We start from the raw sequence: 18,211 nt of genomic DNA, 5'->3' as shown, positions 1-18,211 counted from the left end.
CCACAGAAACCACGAAATACACAGAAACCCGGGGCAGGGGGTCTGACCTGCGAGAACCCCCCTGGGGGTGGTCCGCCACAGAAACCGCAGGAAGTCCCACAGAAATAAGGGCCCGGGGGTGGGCGGGTATTTGTGTGGGACTTCCGTGGGTTTCTGTGGCGACGGTCCTCTTACCGTCCCTGGCGGTGTTTGTGCAGCTCAGAGGCAGGATGCGGCTATTTCTGTGATTCTGTGGTTTCTGTGGCGGGGGTCAGACGGTCGGGTCGCTCAGCTGGGGGTGGATGAGGTAGCGCGGGGACGGCGGCCGGCCCCGACCTCCGGTGCGTTGGACGGGCTGGCAGCGGATGAACCCGTGGTCGTCCAGCAGCTCCAGCGCGGGGTCCAGATCAGCGACCGTGGGGAACTCGGAGCGGGAGAGCTTCACCATGAGGTCGCGCTTGCTGACCTCGCTCCACTGCTGGGTGCGCAGCAGCTCCAGCACGGCATGGGCTCGGTTGGCGGTGTGGTCGGCGCCCATGAGGTCGAAGACCACCAGCGCGTGACCGGTGAAGTAGTCGATCAGCTTCACCGCCGCGCGCATGGTGTCCGCGCTGACGGGCTCGGTGTGCCCGTTGGTGGGGTGGGCGGCGAGGTGGAGCAGCCCGGCCAGGCGGCAGGTTGCGCCGCCCAGCTTGTTGGCCCAGTTTCCGACGTGAGCGAGGTCGCCCCCACGGGGCCGCAGCCGCGGTTCCTGGCGCTCCTCGAACGCGACGAGGACGTCGCCCGCTTCAGGGGAGAGCTGAAGTACCGCCGGGTCCGTCCAGTCGGCCAGGGACATGGTCAGGGCGGTGATGTTCTCCTCGTAGGTGGTGGCCACCGCGTCCGGGATCGGGTCGGGCAGGATCGTGCGGTGCCCGACGAGCGAGGTCGGCAGGGAGTAGAAGAACCTGGCCAACAGGCCACGGTCGTTGGCTCCCTTGATGCGGCCGATGTCCTCAAGGACGGAGGGCTGCACAGTGAGGCCCATGGTCAGGGCAGGGGATTCGATGAACTCTTCACGGCCCCGGCGGTCCACCCTCAGCCGGTCGCCTGCCTGCCCCCGTAGGAAGACATCCAGGTTGGGGGTGCCGGAGTAGCGTCCCGCGATGATGTCGAAGATGCCGCCCTCGGCGGACATCACGGAGAGCCTGCCGCCCTGTTCGGCCAGCAGTGAGGCGATGACCTCCGGGGTGGCGTCATCGGCCAGCAGACGGGGCTTGGCGGGCACCGTGACCGCCTCGGCGGCCTGAGCGAGCCCGATGGCCTCAGCCACGAGCTGGTCGCGCTTGTCCGCGTCGGCGCGGGCCGCTTTGGCCGCCGCGTTGTCCGCGACCTCCCTGGCGAGCCTGGCGGTGATCTCCGCCTCCACGATCCGCCCGGCGGACTGCGTGACCAGCAGCGCTTCGCAGCGGTACAGCGGGTCGGCCATCAGGTTGAACACGGCGGACTTGCGGTTGCCCGGCGGCAGGGCCACGACCACGAACACGTTCACGGGCTCGCGCCACCGGCTGCGGACGTGGACCACGGCGCGGCCCCCGGCAGCGGTGCCGAGCACGGCGAGCGCGAGGGAGGCGGCCATGTCCACGGGTGTCTGCGTCTCCTCCGCGACCGCGCGCACGTAGTCGCCCAGCCAGGCCGGGAAGACCTCGGTGGGGAACGCCGGCAGTTCACGGCGGGCGGTGAGCGGGATCGGCTCCTCCCACGGCGCAGCCGCTGCCTCCTGAGCGTCCAGAGCCTCGAAGCCCGCCCACAGCTCCGAGCTGTCCACGGGCTGTGTGGTCATGCCACCCCTCCCAGGGTGTTGCGGGCGCTGCGGTGGATGCCGTCGCGGATGCTCGCCGCGACGCGGGAAGGAGCGAGCCCCTCCGGCGCGGCGGCGGTGAGCGCGTCGGTCACCTCGTCCTCGGTGAGGGTCCCTGCGGCGATGAGCCTGCCGAGGGCGTACGCGGCGTTGTAGAGCGTCGTGTTCTGAGCGCCGGTGACAGCAGCCGCGACCTTGGCGACCTCACCCTTCAGAGCGGCCGTCGCGTACCGGTCCGCCTTCCCGATCCGGGAGCGGAGAACGGCCACGGGGACCGGGGCAGGTGCGGGCGGTGTGGTGAGGAGGTCACCGAGCCACGTGGGGAGAGCAGCCGGGGGCGCATCGTGAATGATCTCGTACGAGCCCGTACCGACCCTGCTGCCGGCCGCGACCACGTACCCGCCCCAGGCTCGCGTGTCGACCTTCCAGCCCAGGCGCCCTGCGCTCCCACGTAGCTGCTTTTCGGTAGGGGCGGTGAAGTACAAGTGCTGTCCTCCACGGCGGGTGCGCACCGTGAACGTCTCGGTCGGCATCCGCTCGCCAGCGCGCTCGCAGATCATCGCGAAGACGTCCAGACCGTCCGTGGCCCCGGCCCATTCCTGGGGCGCGGGTCCGTCGTCGTCCTTGGGGATGTCGAGGTCCACGACCAGGAGTCCGGCGGGCCCGGTGGCGATGCCGACGTTGTACGGGGCCGCCTGCCAGCACGCGGTGATGCTCCCGGGGTCGAGGGTGGCGCGCTGTTCGGGGGTGCGGTGGCCGTCCGCGCAGCGGCCCGTACGGGGGCAGTTGCGTTCGGGGTGTCCTGCGGGCCGCTTGTCCCCGGGGCGCAGGGGGAAGACGGGCCAGCCGCGTTCTGCGGCGGCCAGCGCGGCGCGCAGCAGCGTCGGGGCGGGGGTTGGTGTCATGCTGGGGTGCTCCTGTTTCTGCGAAGGGACTGGGCGAGCCGGGGCGGTCGCGGTCTTTGGAGAGAGGCGACCGCCCCGGGCACAGCTACAGGTCGGTGAGCGCGGCGGTGGGGATCTCGTAGACGTCGATGACGTCCTTGACTCCGTGCCAGCGGCCCGGGGTGTGGTGGATGTAGACCACGTGGAGCGGGATGCCGTCGCGGCCGGTGAAGGCGTAGACGTTGACCGCGTCCACGTTCTTGGGGCTCTTGCGGGCGCTGCGGATGTGGGACAGGGCCGCGATCACGCTGACGCGCTCGGGCCTGTAGCTGAGACCGTCGACCTGCGTGTGCATCGTGGGGTGCTGCGTGGTGCTCAGGGTGGGGCTCGTGCTCATGGTCAGTTCTCCTGTTCGGCTTCGGTCTGTACGGCCATGTCGTCTACCTGAAGCAGCAGTTCGCCCAGCTGGAGCCGGGTGACCTTCTGGGTGTAGGGCTGGTCCAGGCCGTCCCAGGTCATTGCGAGGGTCACGACCTCGAAGGGGTCGATGTCCATGCGGTGCTCCTTAGGTCAGTGGTCGTGCTTGGCGGGCAGTTCGGGCAGGCCCGCGTTGGTGATGGCCTGCGGGTTGAAGCCGGGAAGGCCAGCGCGAGTGATGAGGGCGTTGGCGAGCTGCTCGGCGTAGATGGCGCCGGAGCGGGCCACCTCGATCTGGGCTCCAGCCCGCAGGGCTTCCACGCGCTCAACGTGGGCGTGGACTTCGCGCCGGCCGAGGGCCTGGCGTTCGTGTGCGACTTCCTCGCGGCGGTCGGTGCGCCAGTAGCGAGCGGCGAGTCCGTAGGCGACGGCGGTGGCCAGAGCCCACAGCAGGATCGGGAGGGAGAGGCCATCGGCGTATCCGGCGACTCCGGCCAGGACCAGGCCACCGGATGCGGCGAACGCGGTTCCGGCGATCACGCTGCCACCCACGTGGTTGCCGGAGGAGAAGGCGCCGGCCGCCGCGGCTCCGGCGGCGAGGACGACCATCAGCGCCGCGTTTCCGACGGAGTGTTCGGCGCCGTTGGCGTTCCAGATCCGGCCCAGGATGAGCACGGTCGTCGTGGCCAGCGCGGGGGCTGCCTTAGGGGCGAGATCGAGGGCCCAGTGCCGGTAGGTGAGCGGCTCGTTCATGACTGGCTCCCCAGGTCCGTGACGGCGTTGACGACAGCGGTGGTGAGTTCGTTGATGGGGCCGGAGGCTCCGGTGGAGGCGAGGAAGAAGCCGAACATCATGGCGATGAACGCGGAGCCGTAGCCGAGGGTCTTGGAGCGGAGGAGGAAGAACAGGACCAGTCCGAACAGGGCGACGAGCGAGACGGTGATGGCCATGGGTTATCCCTTCGGGGCGAACGTCTTGCGGGGGGCGGGGTTGGCGTCGCGGTAGAGGCGGAGCCACAGGTTGTAGAGGTGGCGGCCGACGCGGATGCGCTTGCCGTGGCCGTCGCAGCGGCGGCAGTGCTTGCCGCGCTTGAGGCGTCCCTTGCGGTCGGTCTTCATCGCGTAGCCGAAGCCCTTGCACTTGCGGCAGGTGCCGAACGGCGAGGACGCGCACACGCTGACGTAACCGAGAGTGATGACGAGTAGGCAGGCGCTAGCAAGGAGGATGGGGGTCATGGGGTGCCCTCCGGGCGGGGTTTCCGGTGTTTTCGCAGGTCGGCTGCTAGGTGCGAGATCGCTGATGGGAGCCGATTCGGGGTGCTAGCGGGGGTGCTAGACCTAGCAGCGATGGCCGCTAGGTCTAGCAGCGGTGCGAGTCAGCTCCCGGAGCGCTTTCCGTCACGGAGGGTGATGGCGCCCGTGATGTCGGCCCGGACGATGCCGCGTCGGGTGGTGCCCTTGCCTGCGGTGGTGGAGCCCCAGACGTCCTGGGCGGTGATGCCGTGCGGCTTGAGGTTCGTGGTGACCGTCTCGGCCTTCCAGCCGCTGTAGACCTCGGGCCGGAGCGAGGCGAGGCGGGCGGCGACCTTCTCGTTCCAGACCTTCTCCTCATCGGCCGGCACCACGCGGAGGATGTCGGCGAGGAGGTCGAAGGAGGCTTCCCCGCTCTCGGGTTCCTGGCCGATGGCGTGGCCGGTGACGTTGCCGTACTCCTCGCGCATCCGGCGGGCCCGACCGACGACCTGTTCGGCGGCCACCGCGTCGACGAACGCGGAGGCGACGATGCGCGGGTCGTCTCCTTCACCGGCCATCCAGCAGATGCCCCGGTCGGTGCGGGAGAACATCGTGGCCCGGTACCCGGCCTTGTACATCGAGGTCCCCAGCACCATGTCGTTGGCGGGCTGGCCCATGACCTTCAGGCAGAACCGCAGCACCGCGTTCGCGGAGATGCCGGTGGGCAGCGACTTCGCGTCGGGGCGCTGGGTCCCGAAGAGCGTCACCATGCCGAGGGCCGGGCCACGCTTGCACAGGTCGGTGCAGATCTCTTCGAGTTCCTTGCCGTACTTCTCGTGCTCGAAGGGGACCTGGCACTCATCGAATCCGGCAACGATCGGGTGCAGGCCCAGGCTCTTGTCGTTGGCCAGCTCGGCAGTGACCTTCGACTCCGGGCAGCGCGAGCGCGGCAGCGACTTGATGACCTTCGCCCGTCGCCGCAGCTCGGCCCGCAGCTCCCGCAGCGATTCGAGGACGTAGAGGATGTCCTCGTCCTCATCCCCTGCCCGGTAGCGGTGGCAGACCGGCTCCAGCGCGCCGAAGTCACCGGTGCCCTTGAAGTCGAACGCGTAGAGCTGAGCGCGCGGGTCCAGAGCGGCGATGAGCAAGAACAGGCGCATCAGGAACGTCTTGCCCATGCGCGGGATGGAGCCGACGACCACGGAGGCGAACATCAGGGTGACGGCGACGTCCGCCATGCGCTGGTCGTTGCCGAAGACGACCGGCTTGAACAGGTCCACCTGCCCGGACTTCAGCAGCGGCCAGGCGGGCTTCTTGGTCTCGTTCATGGGCTTGTCGCCCACCCACAGGACCAGGCGCCCTTCGTGCTCGGTCGGGTCGGAGGACGGCCACACGGATCCGACCTTGCGGCGCAGGCCGGAGGCGAGCGGCTTGCGGGCCTCCATGATGTCCTCCGGGGTGACACCCCACGGGAGGTCCAGGTCGGCGCGGTAGCCGGGCCCGTCCCGGGTGATCTCCGAGGTGAAGCGCAGGCCATTCATGTCGCCGCCCTTCTTGATGGCGGCCGACAGCTTCGCGTTGCCGATGTTGTCCAGCGCCCGGAGCACGAGCATCCCCGTGAGCTTCTCCAGCTCCGTCTTCAGCACGGCCGGGCCGATCACCGGCTGATCCTTCGGGGCGCCCCAGAAACCGGCGGCGAGCACGGCGGCCGACGCAAACACGGCGAGCCAGCCGGGCGCCATGACGTACATGGTCAGCGCGAACCCGGTACCGAAGATGAGCCCCACCACGGTGACCAGCGTCCGCAGCCGCACCCGGCTGTCACGCTGCCGCGACAGCTTCAGGTACTCGGCGGTGTTCTCCTTGTAGACCTCGTACGCGCGGAGCGGGGCCGCCTCGGCGTCCCACACCCACGCGTTGGTGTCGCGGACCAGCCGGGCCACGCCGCGCGGGGCGAGCCTCCCGAGCTGAAGCGCGTACCAAGGGGTGCGGATCCCGTGGAAGGCGGTGGCGTAGAACGCGTTGCTCGTGGCGCGCTGGCTGGTGGAGACGAACCCCGGCTTCGACTTCAGCCAGGAAGGGATGATCGGCAGCCGCTTGTAGGTCGTGATGCCCGGCGCCGGCAGGTCCTTGGAGTCGACCGGCCGCGACCGCGGCGACTCTTCCTCATCGTCGTCGTACCGATCGGCCGGCGGACCTGCCGGGGTCGGGATGGTGGGGCGCTTGGTGGTGATGTCGAAGACCTCGGCGCCGGGGCGCTCCAGGTCCTCGCTCTGGTCAGTGACATGGACATCAGACACGGTGGGTCTGCTCCCTCATACCGAGTGGGGTGGAAGGGGCCCGGACGACGCTTGGACGGCGAGGCGTCCGGGCCCCGCTGAGCAGAAGCTGTGCGAGGTCAGGCAGTGGTCCGAGCCGTTTCGAGGCAGCGGGCGCAGAGGTCGCCCAGGTGCGGGCCGGGGCCGATAAAGAGGTGGCTGCCGCAGAAGTAGCCGCCGCAGCCGTACTCGTCTCCGCCGGGGATCTCCCCGCAGAGGTAGGCGAGTCCGCAGTCGATGGGTTCGGTGCAGGCAGGCTCTTCACAGACCGCCTGCACGTCGTATCCGGCTTCGATCCTTTCGCCGTCGCGGTGGACGATGTAGTGGGCGTAGCCCATGACTGATCTCCTAGGTCAGGTCGTAGTCAGGCGGCGCGCTGTTCTTCGGGGTAGGCGCAGGGCACGCACATGCCGAGCGAGGCCGGGATGACGTATCCGGCGTCGGTGGAGCACTGGGGGCAGGTGCGGCGGGCGAGCATCGCCAGGGCGAGCGCGTCCCACTTGGCCGGGGTCATGGGCCGGACAGGCTTGGCCAGGTCGACGCGGTACAGGTAGGCGGTCAGCGGCGCCCGCCGGTAGCGCGGTCGCTCAATCTGGGCCACGACGTCCTGTCCGCCGGGGCGCAGGCCGGCCGCGCGGAGTTGACGGCGCGTGGCCAGCCCGTCCGGGGCGAGCCGCCATGAATAGATGGGTATGCCGGGCCCGGACATCACGCGGCCGTCACTTCAGCCGCGGCGCGCTCGGCCTTCAGCGTGTCGCGCAGCAGACGGCCCCTGGCGGACGACGTACGGACCGCCTTGCGGATCGCCTCGGCGGTCAGCTCGCCATCGGACCAGTTGGCCGTGACCGACCGGGCCTCATCCAGCAGCTCATCCGAATCGCGCGTCGGTCGGGGCGTCCGGGCCGACTTCGGCACCCTCCCAGTCGCCCGACGCGGAGCCGACTCCGCCGCTGCCACTGCCTTCACCGGAGCCGACTGGGGAAGCTCGACCGGCTCGACTACCGGAACCGACTCCGTCAGCGCTACCGGCTCGATGGTCGGTACCGGGTCGGCCGACTCGGCGGCCATGAGTTCGGCCGTCGCGGTCGGTGCCTCGGCGGCCGACTCCCGCAGGTCACACCCCAACCGATTTACGGTGAACTCTGTCGTTTCATCCTGGTTTGTGGGAGTGATGAACATGGCCGCGAGGGCGGCGTCCGCGCCATGAGTGAGCCGCTCGCGCTGGACGTCCAGGAGCCGGGCACCCAACGAGGCGTCCCCCAGCCCAACCCTCCGGGCCAGCCGCCAAGAAGTCCGGTCGGACGACTTCCGCACCCTCGACTGCGGGTGGTTCGCCGCGCGGGCCCGGTGGTAGGCCAGAGCCTGCACCACGGCTGCCGCCTTCGCCTCGGCCTCCATGTCGCGTCCGTCCTGGTGGACGACGATTCGCCGGGCCAAGAAAGCCATGCCCTCGGCCGCGACGCACATGCCCATCGGGGTCACGGCGTAGATGACCGTGCGGCCCGGGTCATCGGCGGCCATCGCGGCCATGACCGAAGCGGCGGCCGGCAGAGCCCACAAGCCGATCCGGATGATCCCCGGGGAGGACTGACCCAGCATCGTCAGCCCGAGGAGCACCAGCGCGAGAACGGCGGTCGCACCCTCACCGGCCGCCACCGCACCCAGCGCCGTGCCGGAGCCGTAGGCGCGGCTGATGTTGCTGTAGGTCCCGACCCCACCGGCAACCCCGGTGGCGAACATGGGCACGAACGCGGCCGTCAGCACGATCTTCTGCGCCTTGCTCAGTGCATTGCGGGTCGCCATCACGCCGCCACCCCGCTCGTGCCACGGCGGCCATCGCGGCGGCCGTTGACCGTGCCCACCTCGGGGACGCTCAGCCGGTGCGCGATGCGCCAGCCTCCCCCGCGCTGCTTGGCCCGGTACATCTGCTCATCAGCGCGGCGCAACAGGGTGGAGAGGTCACCGTTTCCGGTGCGGTAGTAGGCGGCCCCAATCGAGGAGCTCACATCGATCGGGCGCCCCTCGAACGGCACCGGCTGGCCAAGTCGGCCGGTCAGCATGAACAGGTCGGCGCGCAGCTTGTCGATGCCGTAGCCGGGGATCAGGGCGGCGAACTCGTCCCCACCCAGGCGCCCAGCAATGCCGGCGTGCTCCTCGGCCCAACGGCCCAGGCGCTGCCCGGTCTCTCGGATGACCGCGTCACCGGCCGCGTGGCCGAGGGTGTCGTTGATCTCCTTGAACCGGTTGAGGTCCAAGACGAGTACGGCGCGCTGGCACCCTCGGGCCAGGCTCTTGCGGGCCCGCTCCTCGAAGGGGTCCCGCGTCCACAGCCCGGTCAGCGGGTCGCGGCGGGCCGTCTCGATCCGGCGCCGCATCCACAGGCTGTGAACCGACCAGCCGGACGCCAGAGGAAGCGCGGCGGACAGGGCCGCCATGGTGTGGCTCATGCCGCACCGCCGATCCGGCGCCGGTGAAGCGACCAGCCGATGTGCTGGACTCCGAAACCGAGCGCGGCCACCCCGAGGAGCCAGCCCTCGTGCACCGCCACAGCGCTCACGGTGCAGCTCACGACGGCCAGCGAACCGAGCCAGATCAGCACCCGGTGCAGGTCCTGCATCGATCGGACGCTCATGCCGCTTCCCCCATCCAGGAGGAACGGCCGGCGTCACGGGCGGCGCCCCGCAGGAACGGGACGGTACGGGTGAGCGCGTCGGCGTAGAGCGCGTCCCACGCGGCGATCTCGTCCCCGCCCTCGCCCAGCGCGGCCAGCTCCGCGATGACCTCGCGGGCCACCGCCTCACGGGCCGCACGCTCCTGGGCCGTCTCCGGGGTCAGCGGGCCCCGGAACAGGTCCCGGTCCAGCCCCAGGGGCAGTTCATCGAAGCCGAGCGCCAGCTCTTCGAACTCGGCAGGGTTCACGATCTGGTGGTTACCGATGTACGAACGCATGTGGATCTCTCCTGATCAGCGAAGGGAGCCGGGGCGGTCGCGGTCTTTGGAGAGAGGGGACCGCCCACGGCTGGTTGCACAGAGAGCCCCAAACGACGGGGCCCGCGCTCCGGCCAGGAGTCGAACCTGGCCTACGACCATCGGAGCAACACGGAGGGCGAGGCCCTCCGATCACACGGCCCATCGACCACACGTGTGCATGTGGCTGGACCGGCACCCTCTTCAGTTCTCAAGCAACGGACGCGGCCTTCGTACTCACCCCTGCGGGCTTTCCTCCGGGCGTTCCATGAGGAACATGTATTACGTGTTCCTCATCTTGCAGAGAAGGATTCGCTCCGTCAAGCCCTTCGGCTTTTTGGGGTTCTGCGAGTCCCTCGCTCGATCTGCTTACAGATTGGCCTCAGGACCGAAGACGATCGACCTCGCACATGTACGACTTGTGGACGACTTCGCTAGGGTGAAGTCGCACCAAGTCGTCCCAGGGGGGAGATCACGGCATGGCCAACGAACGACTGCGCGGCGCGATCATTGAGAGCGGCCTGACGCTCGATCAAGTCGGCGCACGCCTAGGGGTGTCGGCGAAGACGGTGGAGCGCTGGATCGGCGACCCAAAGCGCAAGCCCTACCGGCGCTTTCAGTACGCCGCCGCCTCACTGCTCCAGTGCGAGATGTCCTACCTCTGGCCGGAGGAACGGACATCTGCCGAGGTCACAGAGGCAGGGAACGCAGAGCTGATCAAGCTGTATCCGCACCGCTCCGTCGTACCGAACCGCTTGTGGCCGCAGCTCTACGCGAAGGCGAAGGAGCACTTCGACGTGCTCGTCTACTCCGGCTTCTGGCTGACCGAAGACTCCGCGTTCCACCAGGTCGTGAAGGAGAAGTCAGCGGCCGGCGTCTCCATCCGCTTCATGCTCGGCGAACCGGAGAGCCCGGCTGTCGCGGTGCGCGGTGCTGATGAGGGCATCGGCCCCGCCATGGCCAGCAAGGTTCGGAACGCCCTCGTCAACTACGGGCCTCTCTTCGGACTCCCGGGGGTCGAGTTCAGGCTGCACGCCACGACCCTCTACAACTCGATCTACCGAGCTGATGACGAGATGCTGGCCAACGGCCACCTGTACGGGGTCGGCGCGTACATGGCCCCGGTCCTGCACATCCAGCGGGTGCCTGGGGGCGAACTGTTCGATGCGTACGCTGAAAGCATCGAACGGGTCTGGGAAACGGCCAGGCCCATCGCATCTCCCGTCGACTTCAGAGGTCCGCACGCATGAGCCGAATCGACTACTTCCGAGACCCCAACGCGCCGGCCGCCAACTCCGTGGTCCCCTCGGTCACCGCGGTCGTCCGTGACGATGCCGGACGGCTGCTCATCATCCACAAGACCGACAACGACCTGTGGGCGCTCCCCGGAGGCGGCCACGACATCGGCGAGAGCATCGGCGACACGGTCGTGCGGGAGGTGGAGGAGGAAACGGGGATCACGGTCGAGATCGACGGCATCTCGGGGCTCTACACCGACCCTCAGCACGTGCTCGCGTACGACGACGGCGAGGTGCGGCAGCAGTTCTCGATCTGCTTCCGCGCCCACCCGACCGGCGGTTCACTTCGGACGAGCAGCGAGTCGAAAGAGGTCCGCTGGATGGATCCGGCGGACCTCGACGACCTGGACATCCACCCGTCCATGAGGCTGCGCATCCAGCACGGCCTGGACGACTCGCGGTCTGAGCCCTACATCGGCTGATCTCCGGCGGCCACCTTGGCCATGCGGGACTCCACCCGCTCCGCAGCCGCATGGATCTCCGGTGCTGCCCGCTGGATGAAGCGGCCGACGATCGTGTCCGGCCCGTACCGCTCCACGATCTCGGCCAGCCGCCGCGCCGGCGTGGTGTGGAGCCCGTCCGGCGTAGTCGTCATGTCGCAGAACAGGAGCGCGTCCACGAGGTCGGGGCGCTCTAGCTCGAACTCGCTCTCCAGCTCGTGCCGCAGCCCTCGCTCCTCGGCCTCCAAGAGGGCGCAGGAGTGATGGGCCACGAGGCGGACAACCCGTTCGTCCGCGCCCTCCTGGTCCCGGAGGAACCGGGCCCCGTCCAGCGGGTGGAAGCCGGTGGTGGCGAGGCTCGGCGAGTAGCCGATGTCATGGAGCACCGCGGCTGCCTCCAGCAGCTCCGCATCGGCGCTGAGGATCGGGCCCAGGGAGCGAGCGCGCTCGGCGACCCCGAGCGAGTGCACCCAACGGCGCGGCAGCGGATCGGACAGCAGCGATTCGGAGAGCGAGTACGCCCACGTAGTCAGTCCCATGACGGCCAAGGCTACGGCCGGCCGGTCTGAGTGGGGAGGGCGCGTACGGTGCGCCCCTTGCCGTGGACAGTGTCGAGCAAGCCTGTTCCCTCCATCTGGGCAATGGCACGGCGCACGGCCGTGCGGGAGACGTCGAAGCGCTCGCAGAGCTTGGCCTCGGACGGGTAGACGTCACCGATCGCAAGCGAATCCTCTGCGATCACGTCAGTCATCCGCTCCACGAGGGATCGCCGGTCGCCACCCCGTGAGACGCTCCAGCCCTTGCCGGGCGCGGACTGAAGCACCCCCTCGGCTTCGAGGACCTTCAGCGCGCGGCGGATCGTGTTGCGGGAGACCCCGTGCAGGCTGACGAGATCAGCCTCAGACGGCAGCGCGTCAACGATCTCGCCCTCTTCGATTCCCCTGCGCAGTGCCTCCGAAATACCCAGGTAGGTTCCGCGCGGACTGGCCTCCGACACGTGGGCTCCTCTCGCTCTCACCGTTGCTCGCTGCCAAGGGTGCCACGCTGCTCTGCCGCTCGACCGGGGATGCGAGCAAGGACAGATAAGCAAACAAATTATAACTTAACGCCAGAAAAGATAAATCAACTCAACCCCATCAAGGCAGGCGTTATTCTCTTTATGTGACCGACGCCCAAATTTGCCCCATGCCGTCAGCCCATAAGAGGCTCATGGATTGCCATGCAATGTGGCACGCGATGGCGGATTCCTACATGGAACCGGATGTCTTTCGCATGCACTTGAATTCATTGATTCAAGCCATGCGGAACGTAACGTTCATGGTGCAGAAGCAGAAGCTAGAGCTGACCGGCTACGACGAATGGTACAACCATTTCGTGAAAACGGTCGGCCCCAAGCCGCTGATGCGCTGGGCAGTTAAATCGAGAAACCGGGTCGTGAAGGAATCAGACCTAGACCTGCTGAGCGAATTCAAGATTCGCTGGGTCGCCGACTGGGGGGTGAAGCGAGAGCGAACCCTCACGTTCCCTCCACGCCTGTCGTCGCGCGACATGATGGCAATTCTCTTCTCCGATCCCGGAAACCCTCGGGTGGGCGTGCTCTCGCTATCCCGTCGTTGGGTCGATAAGGCCCTGCCGGACTATGAACTCCTCCAAGCGACCAGGGAGGTTTACATAGAGCTTTGCAAGCTTCTCCACTCCGCGCACGAAGCAGCATCTGTGCCTCTCTGCGCACTTGACGTGCGAGACCCTTCCTGCGTTGTCCCCAAAATCGATGTCGCACCCTTGGTTTGCATGGACATCAATTCCAACGCTCGACAGGAACACCTCGACTTGAGCGACGGCTCGGGCATCCGAGAGATCACCTATGAGGTTGCCCGAGAGGAGAGTCGCGTCGTCAAAGCGAAAAAGCGGTACGGAGACTTCAAAGTAACGGCTTCCGATCCGATTGAGGCAGCTCCGCAGCTCATGGAGACTGCCCGCATCGTACTCGCGAAAGATAAGCGTCACATGCACATGGTCTGGTTTTACCGAGATGGCAAGGTTATAGATATGCTATCGCCGAATTTCGCCGACCAGGCCGGCAAGCTGCTCACGTTTCACCGGCTCGCGGATCGCGTCGAATCTCTTCGGGCGGATGGGATCGCTTTCGTTGCTGAAGCGTGGTGGGCCCCCGACGAAGTACGAGACTCACAGGGCGCGATCATTCCACCGCGCGACAGGAAGGATCGACAGGAGGTGTTGACCGTCGCGGCCCTTACTCGTGACGGCAGGTGCATCTCTCTACTGGCACCCTTCAGCAAGACAATTCTGGGTAAAATCGTGATTGAGGAGACGGTGACGGACACGGACTTGCGCATGCTTGGTGGATTCGGTCCCGTCGTGGATCGGTGGAAGCAGATGGACGACCGCGGCGAGGCTTGACCCCGGAACCCGATCAGCTGGGTCCCTCGGCGGCCACGCGACACCAGCCGGCTGCCATCCATGTCGGCAAACATCGCGGCCACACGCCCTCTGGACGAGCCTCAAAGCACACCCACCCCTTGTCCACTTCTTTGTCCAGTACGCAGCCGGTCGTCAGCGTTCAGCGTCGTACAGGCCCCCCGGCTCACATGCCCCGTGTACCCTCCTGAACGGCTCCGGATGGGGGTGCGCACAGTTGGAAAGCGTGTTGGGGGCAACCCCTCACGAGTTCGAATCTCGTATCCTCCGCCATTGCTCTCACCGGGCAATACGTTGAAGAGCCCCACCGCTTGCGGTGGGGCTCTTCGCGTTCCTCAGCCCTCGTTGTCCTGGCCATCGTTTCCCACCCGCACCAGGTGGCTGCGACCTGGATCAGGCTTGCCGCTGCGCTCGGGCGTGACGGGGTACCAGCGCTCCTCCCACGACGGCGGCTGTGACCACGGCCGCGACGACGGTGAGGGCCAGCCATCCCGCGGGAATGGAGATGTCGGTCTCCATTCCGGTGAGGAAGGCCACGGAAGCCGCAATGCCCCATCCGGTTCCGATGATGCCGCTCGCCACGATCAGCAAGGCGGACATGGAGGAGGCCAGCCGACGGCGCCACCAGGCGCCGGCGCCCACCGCGCCGAGCATCTGGTACTCGCCCCTGAGGTCGGAGGTCCAGAGGCTGACCATTGCGGCGACGATCACCATCGTTGTCAGCGCTGAGATGGCTGCCACGATCGGCTGGAGCCTCTGGACCGCGCTGACGACCGAGGGCCCGGACTCCACTGCGACAGTCGAGTCCGCTTGCGTGTCCGCAGGAAGGCCGCGGAGGACCTCCTGCTGCTTGAGTTTGGAGTCGCCGTGGAGGAGGTAGGTGTCGGGGCCAACAGGGATGATCTTCGACTTCCGTGCTCCTGCCGGGCTGACCAGGACCGCGGGGAGCTGTTGGTACTCCTCGCCTCCGGTGCTCCGCAATCGAATCAGGGACAGCGTCGCCGTCATCTCGAGGAGGAAGCCGTCCTTCTTACGGGCCTGGGCCACCAGGTCCACGGTGTCCTTCAGTCCGGTCGGGGTGACCGCGACGGCCGCCTCCCCCCTCTCGTACCGGCTACGCTGCTCGTCCGTCATGGCCCCGGCCAGAACCTGCGCGGCTGCGGCATCCGCGATCCCGACCGTCGGAAAGGGGATCTGCGAGGCCGAGGCCGCGTAGCAGGAGTGCCAGTCGTTCTGGCCGTACTTCAACAGCCCGCGGTCACTGATGCAGCCGAGGAAGTCCGTCCGAGGGGATACCGCGACCTGCTTCCCGTCTCGCCCGATGGCCGCGCGCTTGTAACTGGTCGACACCTCGGCAGCCCCGGCGGAGCCCCTCAGCGCAGCCCGCTCCGCATCGCTGAGAGCACGAGGGGTCACGAGGAGAGCGGCGTTCTGCGGCAGCGACGCCTGATAGTCGTCCCGCTGCTTCTGGGCCACGGAGGCCGAGGCCACGAGGACCGTGGTGGAAACGGCGGCCACGACACCCAGCGCGATCAGCGTGGTGGCGGCGCGGACGGGAAAGGCGAGCAGTGACCTCAGGGCGGACCGCAGCAGTGTGGGCAGGGGCAGGTACGCGGTGTCCGCGCGGCGAGTGGCCGCCGCGGACAGGGACATGGCCGTGCCCGTGATACCCAGGATGAAGACCGCGACCCCCAGGACTGCGGTCAGGGCCCCGGCACCTGCCACCGCTGCGGCCAGACCGGTAACCGTCGCCGCCACGAGGCAGCCGGAAGCAGCCGTGCGCAGACGCAACCGTCGATTGCCGTGAACCGGCGGAACCGCCTTCAGGAGAGCGGTGGGATGTTCCTTCAGGGCCGCACGCGCGGGCAGCGTCGATACGACGACCGTGACGGCCACGGCCGTCACGACGAGGATCAACGACGTGAGCCACGCGCCGTCCACTGCCCCCCAGTCGGCGCCCGCGCGCTCAGCCAGTACAGGCGCGACCACATGGGCCGTGCCCTGCCCGACCCCGACGCCGACGAAGGATCCCAGTACGGACACGCACAGCGCGTGCGTGCGGAAGAAAGCCGAACTCACTTGGGCCGGGGCGCCGAGGGCGGCCAGCAGACCCATGTGCCGGCGCTGACTGCGTACGACGACGGCGAAAGCCGCGGTCACCAGGAGGCTGATCTCTGCCAGCAGCCCGAATCCGACGAGCAGGGCGGTGGAATCCGTGGCGTCGCTCTGCTCGGCGATGGCCGAGGCTTGGCTGCCGGGAGTGTAGGCGTAACCGGCGCTCTTCAACTTTCCGGACGCCGAGGACAGGTCGGCTTGCGGCGGCAGGCCCACGAACCATCGAGGGCTCCCCACGTCCTTGGCCGCCGCCAGCGCTGCGGTGGTCCGCGCTCCGCCCGGCGGCAGGGCGAACAGCCGGTGACTCAGGTCGTTGCGGTCGGATACCAGGCCCGAGACCGTGAACCGGGTCTCGCCCACCGAGACCTGCCGGCCGACGGCCGTGACGCCAACCGCCTTCGCCAGCGCGGACGACAACACGATGGTCCCGTCCTGGGTGGAAGGAGCACCACGGTCCGTGCGGTACAGGCCGGCAGTGAGCGGATCAGCCAGGTCGACCGCCCGTCCGTCGACGGTGCTCTGCTGTCCTTCCGGGCCTCGCAGCACGAGCCCGATGACGTCGATGTCATAGGCGAGGCGTGTGCCGCCGGGTAACAGTGCTGCCACCTGCGCGGTGGAAGCGGTCGGGTCGGTCGCGTTCTCCTTCTGCTCGCCGGAGAGCGTGCTGATCCGCCCGTCGGCCGAGCCGTACGCGACGGCCCTGGCCTCGCTGATCGAGACACGGGAGGTGGCGCTCAACGCGGCCACCGCCGAGCCGGCGGCGACGGGCAGGGCGATGGCCAGGCAGACGAGGAGCGTGCGCAACCGGCTGCGGCTCGCCAGCCGCCAGCCGAGCACCCACGCCAAGCGACGGTGACTGACGCGGCTCAAGGGGCACCTGCCGCGACGATACGGCCGTCCTGCAGACGGACCACCTGGTCCGCTGCGGCCGTCACCTCCGGGTTGTGGGTGGCGATCACGCAGGCGACGCCACTGTCCGCGACCTCCCGCAGCAACCCGATGACGTGCTCGCCGTTCGCCGAGTCCAGGGCCCCGGTGGGCTCGTCGGCCAACACCAGCGGCCGATGGTCGGCGATGGCCCGGGCAATGGCAACCCGTTGCTGCTCGCCGCCGGACAACTGATCCGGGAACTTCCGGGTGTGCCGGGGGACCCCCGTCCGCTCCAACGCCTCAACTGCCTTCTCGCGCGCCTCTTTCCGCGGCATCCCCGACAGTTCCATCGGAAGGCAGACGTTCTCCAGCACCGTCATGGTGCGGATCAGGTTGTACTCCTGGAAGACGTACGCCACGAAACCGGCCCGGGTCCGGGTCAGCTCGGCGGGCCCCATCCTGGTCAGGACATGCCCGGCGAGCGTGACGGTCCCGGACGTTGCCTGCTCCAGACCACCCGCGATGTTGAGCAGTGTGGACTTCCCCGAGCCACTGTGACCGACCACTGCGGCCAGCGTCCCGGCGTGAAAGTCGACAGTGACGGCATCCAGCGCCACATGACGCGTCTCGCCCGCCCCGTATATCTTGTGAACGCCCTCAAGCCGGAGGACCGGTTCGAGCGGCCCTCCGGCTTGGGGTGCAGTGGAAACCGCGGTGCGCATGTTCCGGAAACAACCTCTCTTGGGATCTGCGGAGTTGTCATCGCGGAGCGCCCCGCGGTGAGCTGCGGTTGCGGTCGGGAACTAGGAGGCGCGGGTCTCCATGATGGCGCCCCGCATGCTGAACCAGCACCACCCGTTCTGGGATGACTGCCAGCCCGTCACCCAACTGGTGTAGATGTCCGGCGCGCCTGTGCAGTCGCCGCGGCCACGAGCCTCACCGCCCACGACGTCACCACAGGAGATCCACACGCCGTCCGAGTTCTTGCCGTACGCGCCCACTGAACAGTCGGCGTACACCGTGTTGGCACCGGTCGGCGCCCCCTGGGCCGGCGCTGCGGCCGCCACCCCGGCGAATGCGATGACACTGATGCCGAGCGCCCCTGCCTTGCGTGCGAGCTTGCCTCGTAACACGAGATGTTCCCCCTCGGGAAGCTGGTCGGAAACAGATCTTCGGTCGTGCAGCAAGCACTCAACCGCCCGAAAAGCGGCGGAGGAACCGTAGATCACGCCACCCTCGACGTCTTGGCGCTCTCTGGTGACAGAGTGGCGGTTTCGGGCATAGGCCACGCGCAATCCCCAGGGAACGGCTGGAAAGTTGCGACCGAGGCAAGCGACACCCCGCCAGATCATTGCGAACGCGATGGGCAATGGAGGCCGATCATGGCCGATCACGTCTTCCACGGATACCGA

The 18,211-nt window shown here is 68.2% G+C and carries 23 protein-coding genes; 3 read left to right on the top strand and 20 right to left on the bottom strand.

Annotated elements, in window-relative coordinates; all coding sequences use genetic code 11:
• Nucleotides 1-250: 250 nt before the first annotated feature.
• The 14 genes from OHA84_RS19450 to OHA84_RS19385 form a co-directional block, all read right to left on the bottom strand.
• On the bottom strand, nucleotides 251-1,801 hold the full coding sequence (locus OHA84_RS19450) for a YfjI family protein (RefSeq protein ID WP_266970508.1): 1,551 nt from the start codon (nucleotides 1,799-1,801) through the stop codon (nucleotides 251-253).
• Entirely contained in the window at nucleotides 1,798-2,724 is a 927-nt protein-coding gene (locus OHA84_RS19445) for a bifunctional DNA primase/polymerase (protein WP_266970510.1), read from the bottom strand. The genes OHA84_RS19450 and OHA84_RS19445 overlap by 4 nt, the downstream gene beginning before the upstream one ends.
• An 85-nt stretch (nucleotides 2,725-2,809) precedes the next feature.
• Nucleotides 2,810-3,100 carry a hypothetical protein gene (locus OHA84_RS19440; RefSeq protein ID WP_266970512.1) on the bottom strand — a complete coding sequence of 97 codons (291 nt, stop codon included), beginning with the start codon at nucleotides 3,098-3,100 and terminating at the stop codon, nucleotides 2,810-2,812.
• A 2-nt stretch (nucleotides 3,101-3,102) separates the two neighbouring features.
• Nucleotides 3,103-3,258 (bottom strand): hypothetical protein, encoded by a 156-nt coding sequence (locus OHA84_RS19435; RefSeq protein WP_266970514.1) that lies wholly within the window; start codon nucleotides 3,256-3,258, stop codon nucleotides 3,103-3,105.
• Between the two features lie 15 nt (nucleotides 3,259-3,273).
• On the bottom strand, nucleotides 3,274-3,873 hold the full coding sequence (locus OHA84_RS19430) for a hypothetical protein (RefSeq protein ID WP_266970516.1): 600 nt from the start codon (nucleotides 3,871-3,873) through the stop codon (nucleotides 3,274-3,276).
• Complete coding sequence (locus tag OHA84_RS19425) at nucleotides 3,870-4,070, bottom strand: hypothetical protein (protein WP_266970518.1); 201 nt, start codon at nucleotides 4,068-4,070, stop codon at nucleotides 3,870-3,872. The genes OHA84_RS19430 and OHA84_RS19425 overlap by 4 nt, the downstream gene beginning before the upstream one ends.
• Nucleotides 4,071-4,073: 3 nt before the next feature.
• Nucleotides 4,074-4,355, bottom strand: a complete 282-nt coding sequence (locus OHA84_RS19420; RefSeq protein ID WP_266970520.1) for a hypothetical protein — start codon at nucleotides 4,353-4,355, stop codon at nucleotides 4,074-4,076.
• A gap of 140 nt (nucleotides 4,356-4,495) precedes the next feature.
• Nucleotides 4,496-6,652 carry a cell division protein FtsK gene (locus OHA84_RS19415; protein WP_266970522.1) on the bottom strand — a complete coding sequence of 719 codons (2,157 nt, stop codon included), beginning with the start codon at nucleotides 6,650-6,652 and terminating at the stop codon, nucleotides 4,496-4,498.
• A gap of 98 nt (nucleotides 6,653-6,750) precedes the next feature.
• Complete coding sequence (locus tag OHA84_RS19410; RefSeq protein ID WP_266970524.1) at nucleotides 6,751-7,008, bottom strand: hypothetical protein; 258 nt, start codon at nucleotides 7,006-7,008, stop codon at nucleotides 6,751-6,753.
• Between the two features lie 26 nt (nucleotides 7,009-7,034).
• Nucleotides 7,035-7,379: an RRQRL motif-containing zinc-binding protein gene (locus OHA84_RS19405; protein ID WP_266974036.1), complete on the bottom strand. Its 345-nt coding sequence runs from the start codon at nucleotides 7,377-7,379 to the stop codon at nucleotides 7,035-7,037.
• Complete coding sequence (locus tag OHA84_RS19400; protein ID WP_266970525.1) at nucleotides 7,379-8,473, bottom strand: conjugal transfer protein; 1,095 nt, start codon at nucleotides 8,471-8,473, stop codon at nucleotides 7,379-7,381. The genes OHA84_RS19405 and OHA84_RS19400 overlap by 1 nt, the downstream gene beginning before the upstream one ends.
• Nucleotides 8,473-9,117, bottom strand: a complete 645-nt coding sequence (locus OHA84_RS19395; RefSeq protein WP_266970527.1) for a GGDEF domain-containing protein — start codon at nucleotides 9,115-9,117, stop codon at nucleotides 8,473-8,475. The genes OHA84_RS19400 and OHA84_RS19395 overlap by 1 nt, the downstream gene beginning before the upstream one ends.
• The gene (locus OHA84_RS19390) at nucleotides 9,114-9,302 is read right to left on the bottom strand and encodes a hypothetical protein (protein ID WP_266970529.1); all 189 of its coding nucleotides are present in this window, start codon (nucleotides 9,300-9,302) and stop codon (nucleotides 9,114-9,116) included. Before OHA84_RS19390 ends, OHA84_RS19395 begins: the two co-directional genes overlap by 4 nt.
• Nucleotides 9,299-9,619, bottom strand: a complete 321-nt coding sequence (locus tag OHA84_RS19385; RefSeq protein WP_266877937.1) for a hypothetical protein — start codon at nucleotides 9,617-9,619, stop codon at nucleotides 9,299-9,301. Before OHA84_RS19385 ends, OHA84_RS19390 begins: the two co-directional genes overlap by 4 nt.
• Nucleotides 9,620-10,116: 497 nt before the next feature.
• Here OHA84_RS19385 and OHA84_RS19380 point away from each other — a divergent pair, with 497 nt between their 5' ends.
• Together OHA84_RS19380 and OHA84_RS19375 are read left to right on the top strand one after the other, a co-directional pair.
• Nucleotides 10,117-10,887: a helix-turn-helix domain-containing protein gene (locus OHA84_RS19380; RefSeq protein WP_266970531.1), complete on the top strand. Its 771-nt coding sequence runs from the start codon at nucleotides 10,117-10,119 to the stop codon at nucleotides 10,885-10,887.
• A complete protein-coding gene (locus OHA84_RS19375) occupies nucleotides 10,884-11,357 on the top strand; it encodes an NUDIX hydrolase (protein WP_266970533.1) in 474 nt (157 codons plus the stop codon). Before OHA84_RS19380 ends, OHA84_RS19375 begins: the two co-directional genes overlap by 4 nt.
• Here the strand turns inward: OHA84_RS19375 and OHA84_RS19370 are convergent.
• The 3 genes from OHA84_RS19370 to OHA84_RS19360 all read right to left on the bottom strand — a co-directional run bounded on the left by OHA84_RS19370 (nucleotide 11,345) and on the right by OHA84_RS19360 (nucleotide 12,925).
• Entirely contained in the window at nucleotides 11,345-11,914 is a 570-nt protein-coding gene (locus tag OHA84_RS19370) for an HD domain-containing protein (protein WP_266970535.1), read from the bottom strand. The genes OHA84_RS19375 and OHA84_RS19370 overlap by 13 nt on opposite strands.
• 11 nt (nucleotides 11,915-11,925) lie before the next feature.
• Nucleotides 11,926-12,372, bottom strand: a complete 447-nt coding sequence (locus OHA84_RS19365) for a winged helix-turn-helix domain-containing protein (protein ID WP_266970537.1) — start codon at nucleotides 12,370-12,372, stop codon at nucleotides 11,926-11,928.
• A 352-nt stretch (nucleotides 12,373-12,724) separates the two neighbouring features.
• Complete coding sequence (locus tag OHA84_RS19360; RefSeq protein ID WP_353962529.1) at nucleotides 12,725-12,925, bottom strand: hypothetical protein; 201 nt, start codon at nucleotides 12,923-12,925, stop codon at nucleotides 12,725-12,727.
• Nucleotides 12,926-13,166: 241 nt separating this feature from the next.
• Here OHA84_RS19360 and OHA84_RS19355 point away from each other — a divergent pair, with 241 nt between their 5' ends.
• Entirely contained in the window at nucleotides 13,167-13,796 is a 630-nt protein-coding gene (locus OHA84_RS19355) for a hypothetical protein (protein ID WP_353962530.1), read from the top strand.
• Nucleotides 13,797-14,207: 411 nt separating this feature from the next.
• Here OHA84_RS19355 and OHA84_RS19350 read toward each other — a convergent pair whose 3' ends face one another.
• The 3 genes from OHA84_RS19350 to OHA84_RS19340 form a co-directional block, all read right to left on the bottom strand.
• A complete protein-coding gene (locus OHA84_RS19350; RefSeq protein ID WP_266970541.1) occupies nucleotides 14,208-16,799 on the bottom strand; it encodes an FtsX-like permease family protein in 2,592 nt (863 codons plus the stop codon).
• Nucleotides 16,796-17,521: an ABC transporter ATP-binding protein gene (locus tag OHA84_RS19345; RefSeq protein ID WP_266970543.1), complete on the bottom strand. Its 726-nt coding sequence runs from the start codon at nucleotides 17,519-17,521 to the stop codon at nucleotides 16,796-16,798. Before OHA84_RS19345 ends, OHA84_RS19350 begins: the two co-directional genes overlap by 4 nt.
• 81 nt (nucleotides 17,522-17,602) lie before the next feature.
• Nucleotides 17,603-18,202, bottom strand: coding sequence for a hypothetical protein (locus OHA84_RS19340; protein WP_266970545.1), 600 nt, complete (start codon nucleotides 18,200-18,202; stop codon nucleotides 17,603-17,605).
• Between the last annotated feature and the right edge of the window lie 9 nt (nucleotides 18,203-18,211).

This window comes from Streptomyces sp. NBC_00513 (genome assembly GCF_041431415.1).
Taxonomy (GTDB): Bacteria; Actinomycetota; Actinomycetes; order Streptomycetales; family Streptomycetaceae; genus Streptomyces.
The sequence above is the reverse complement of the archived record's forward strand: the minus strand, read 5'-3'. Positions and strand labels throughout refer to the sequence as shown.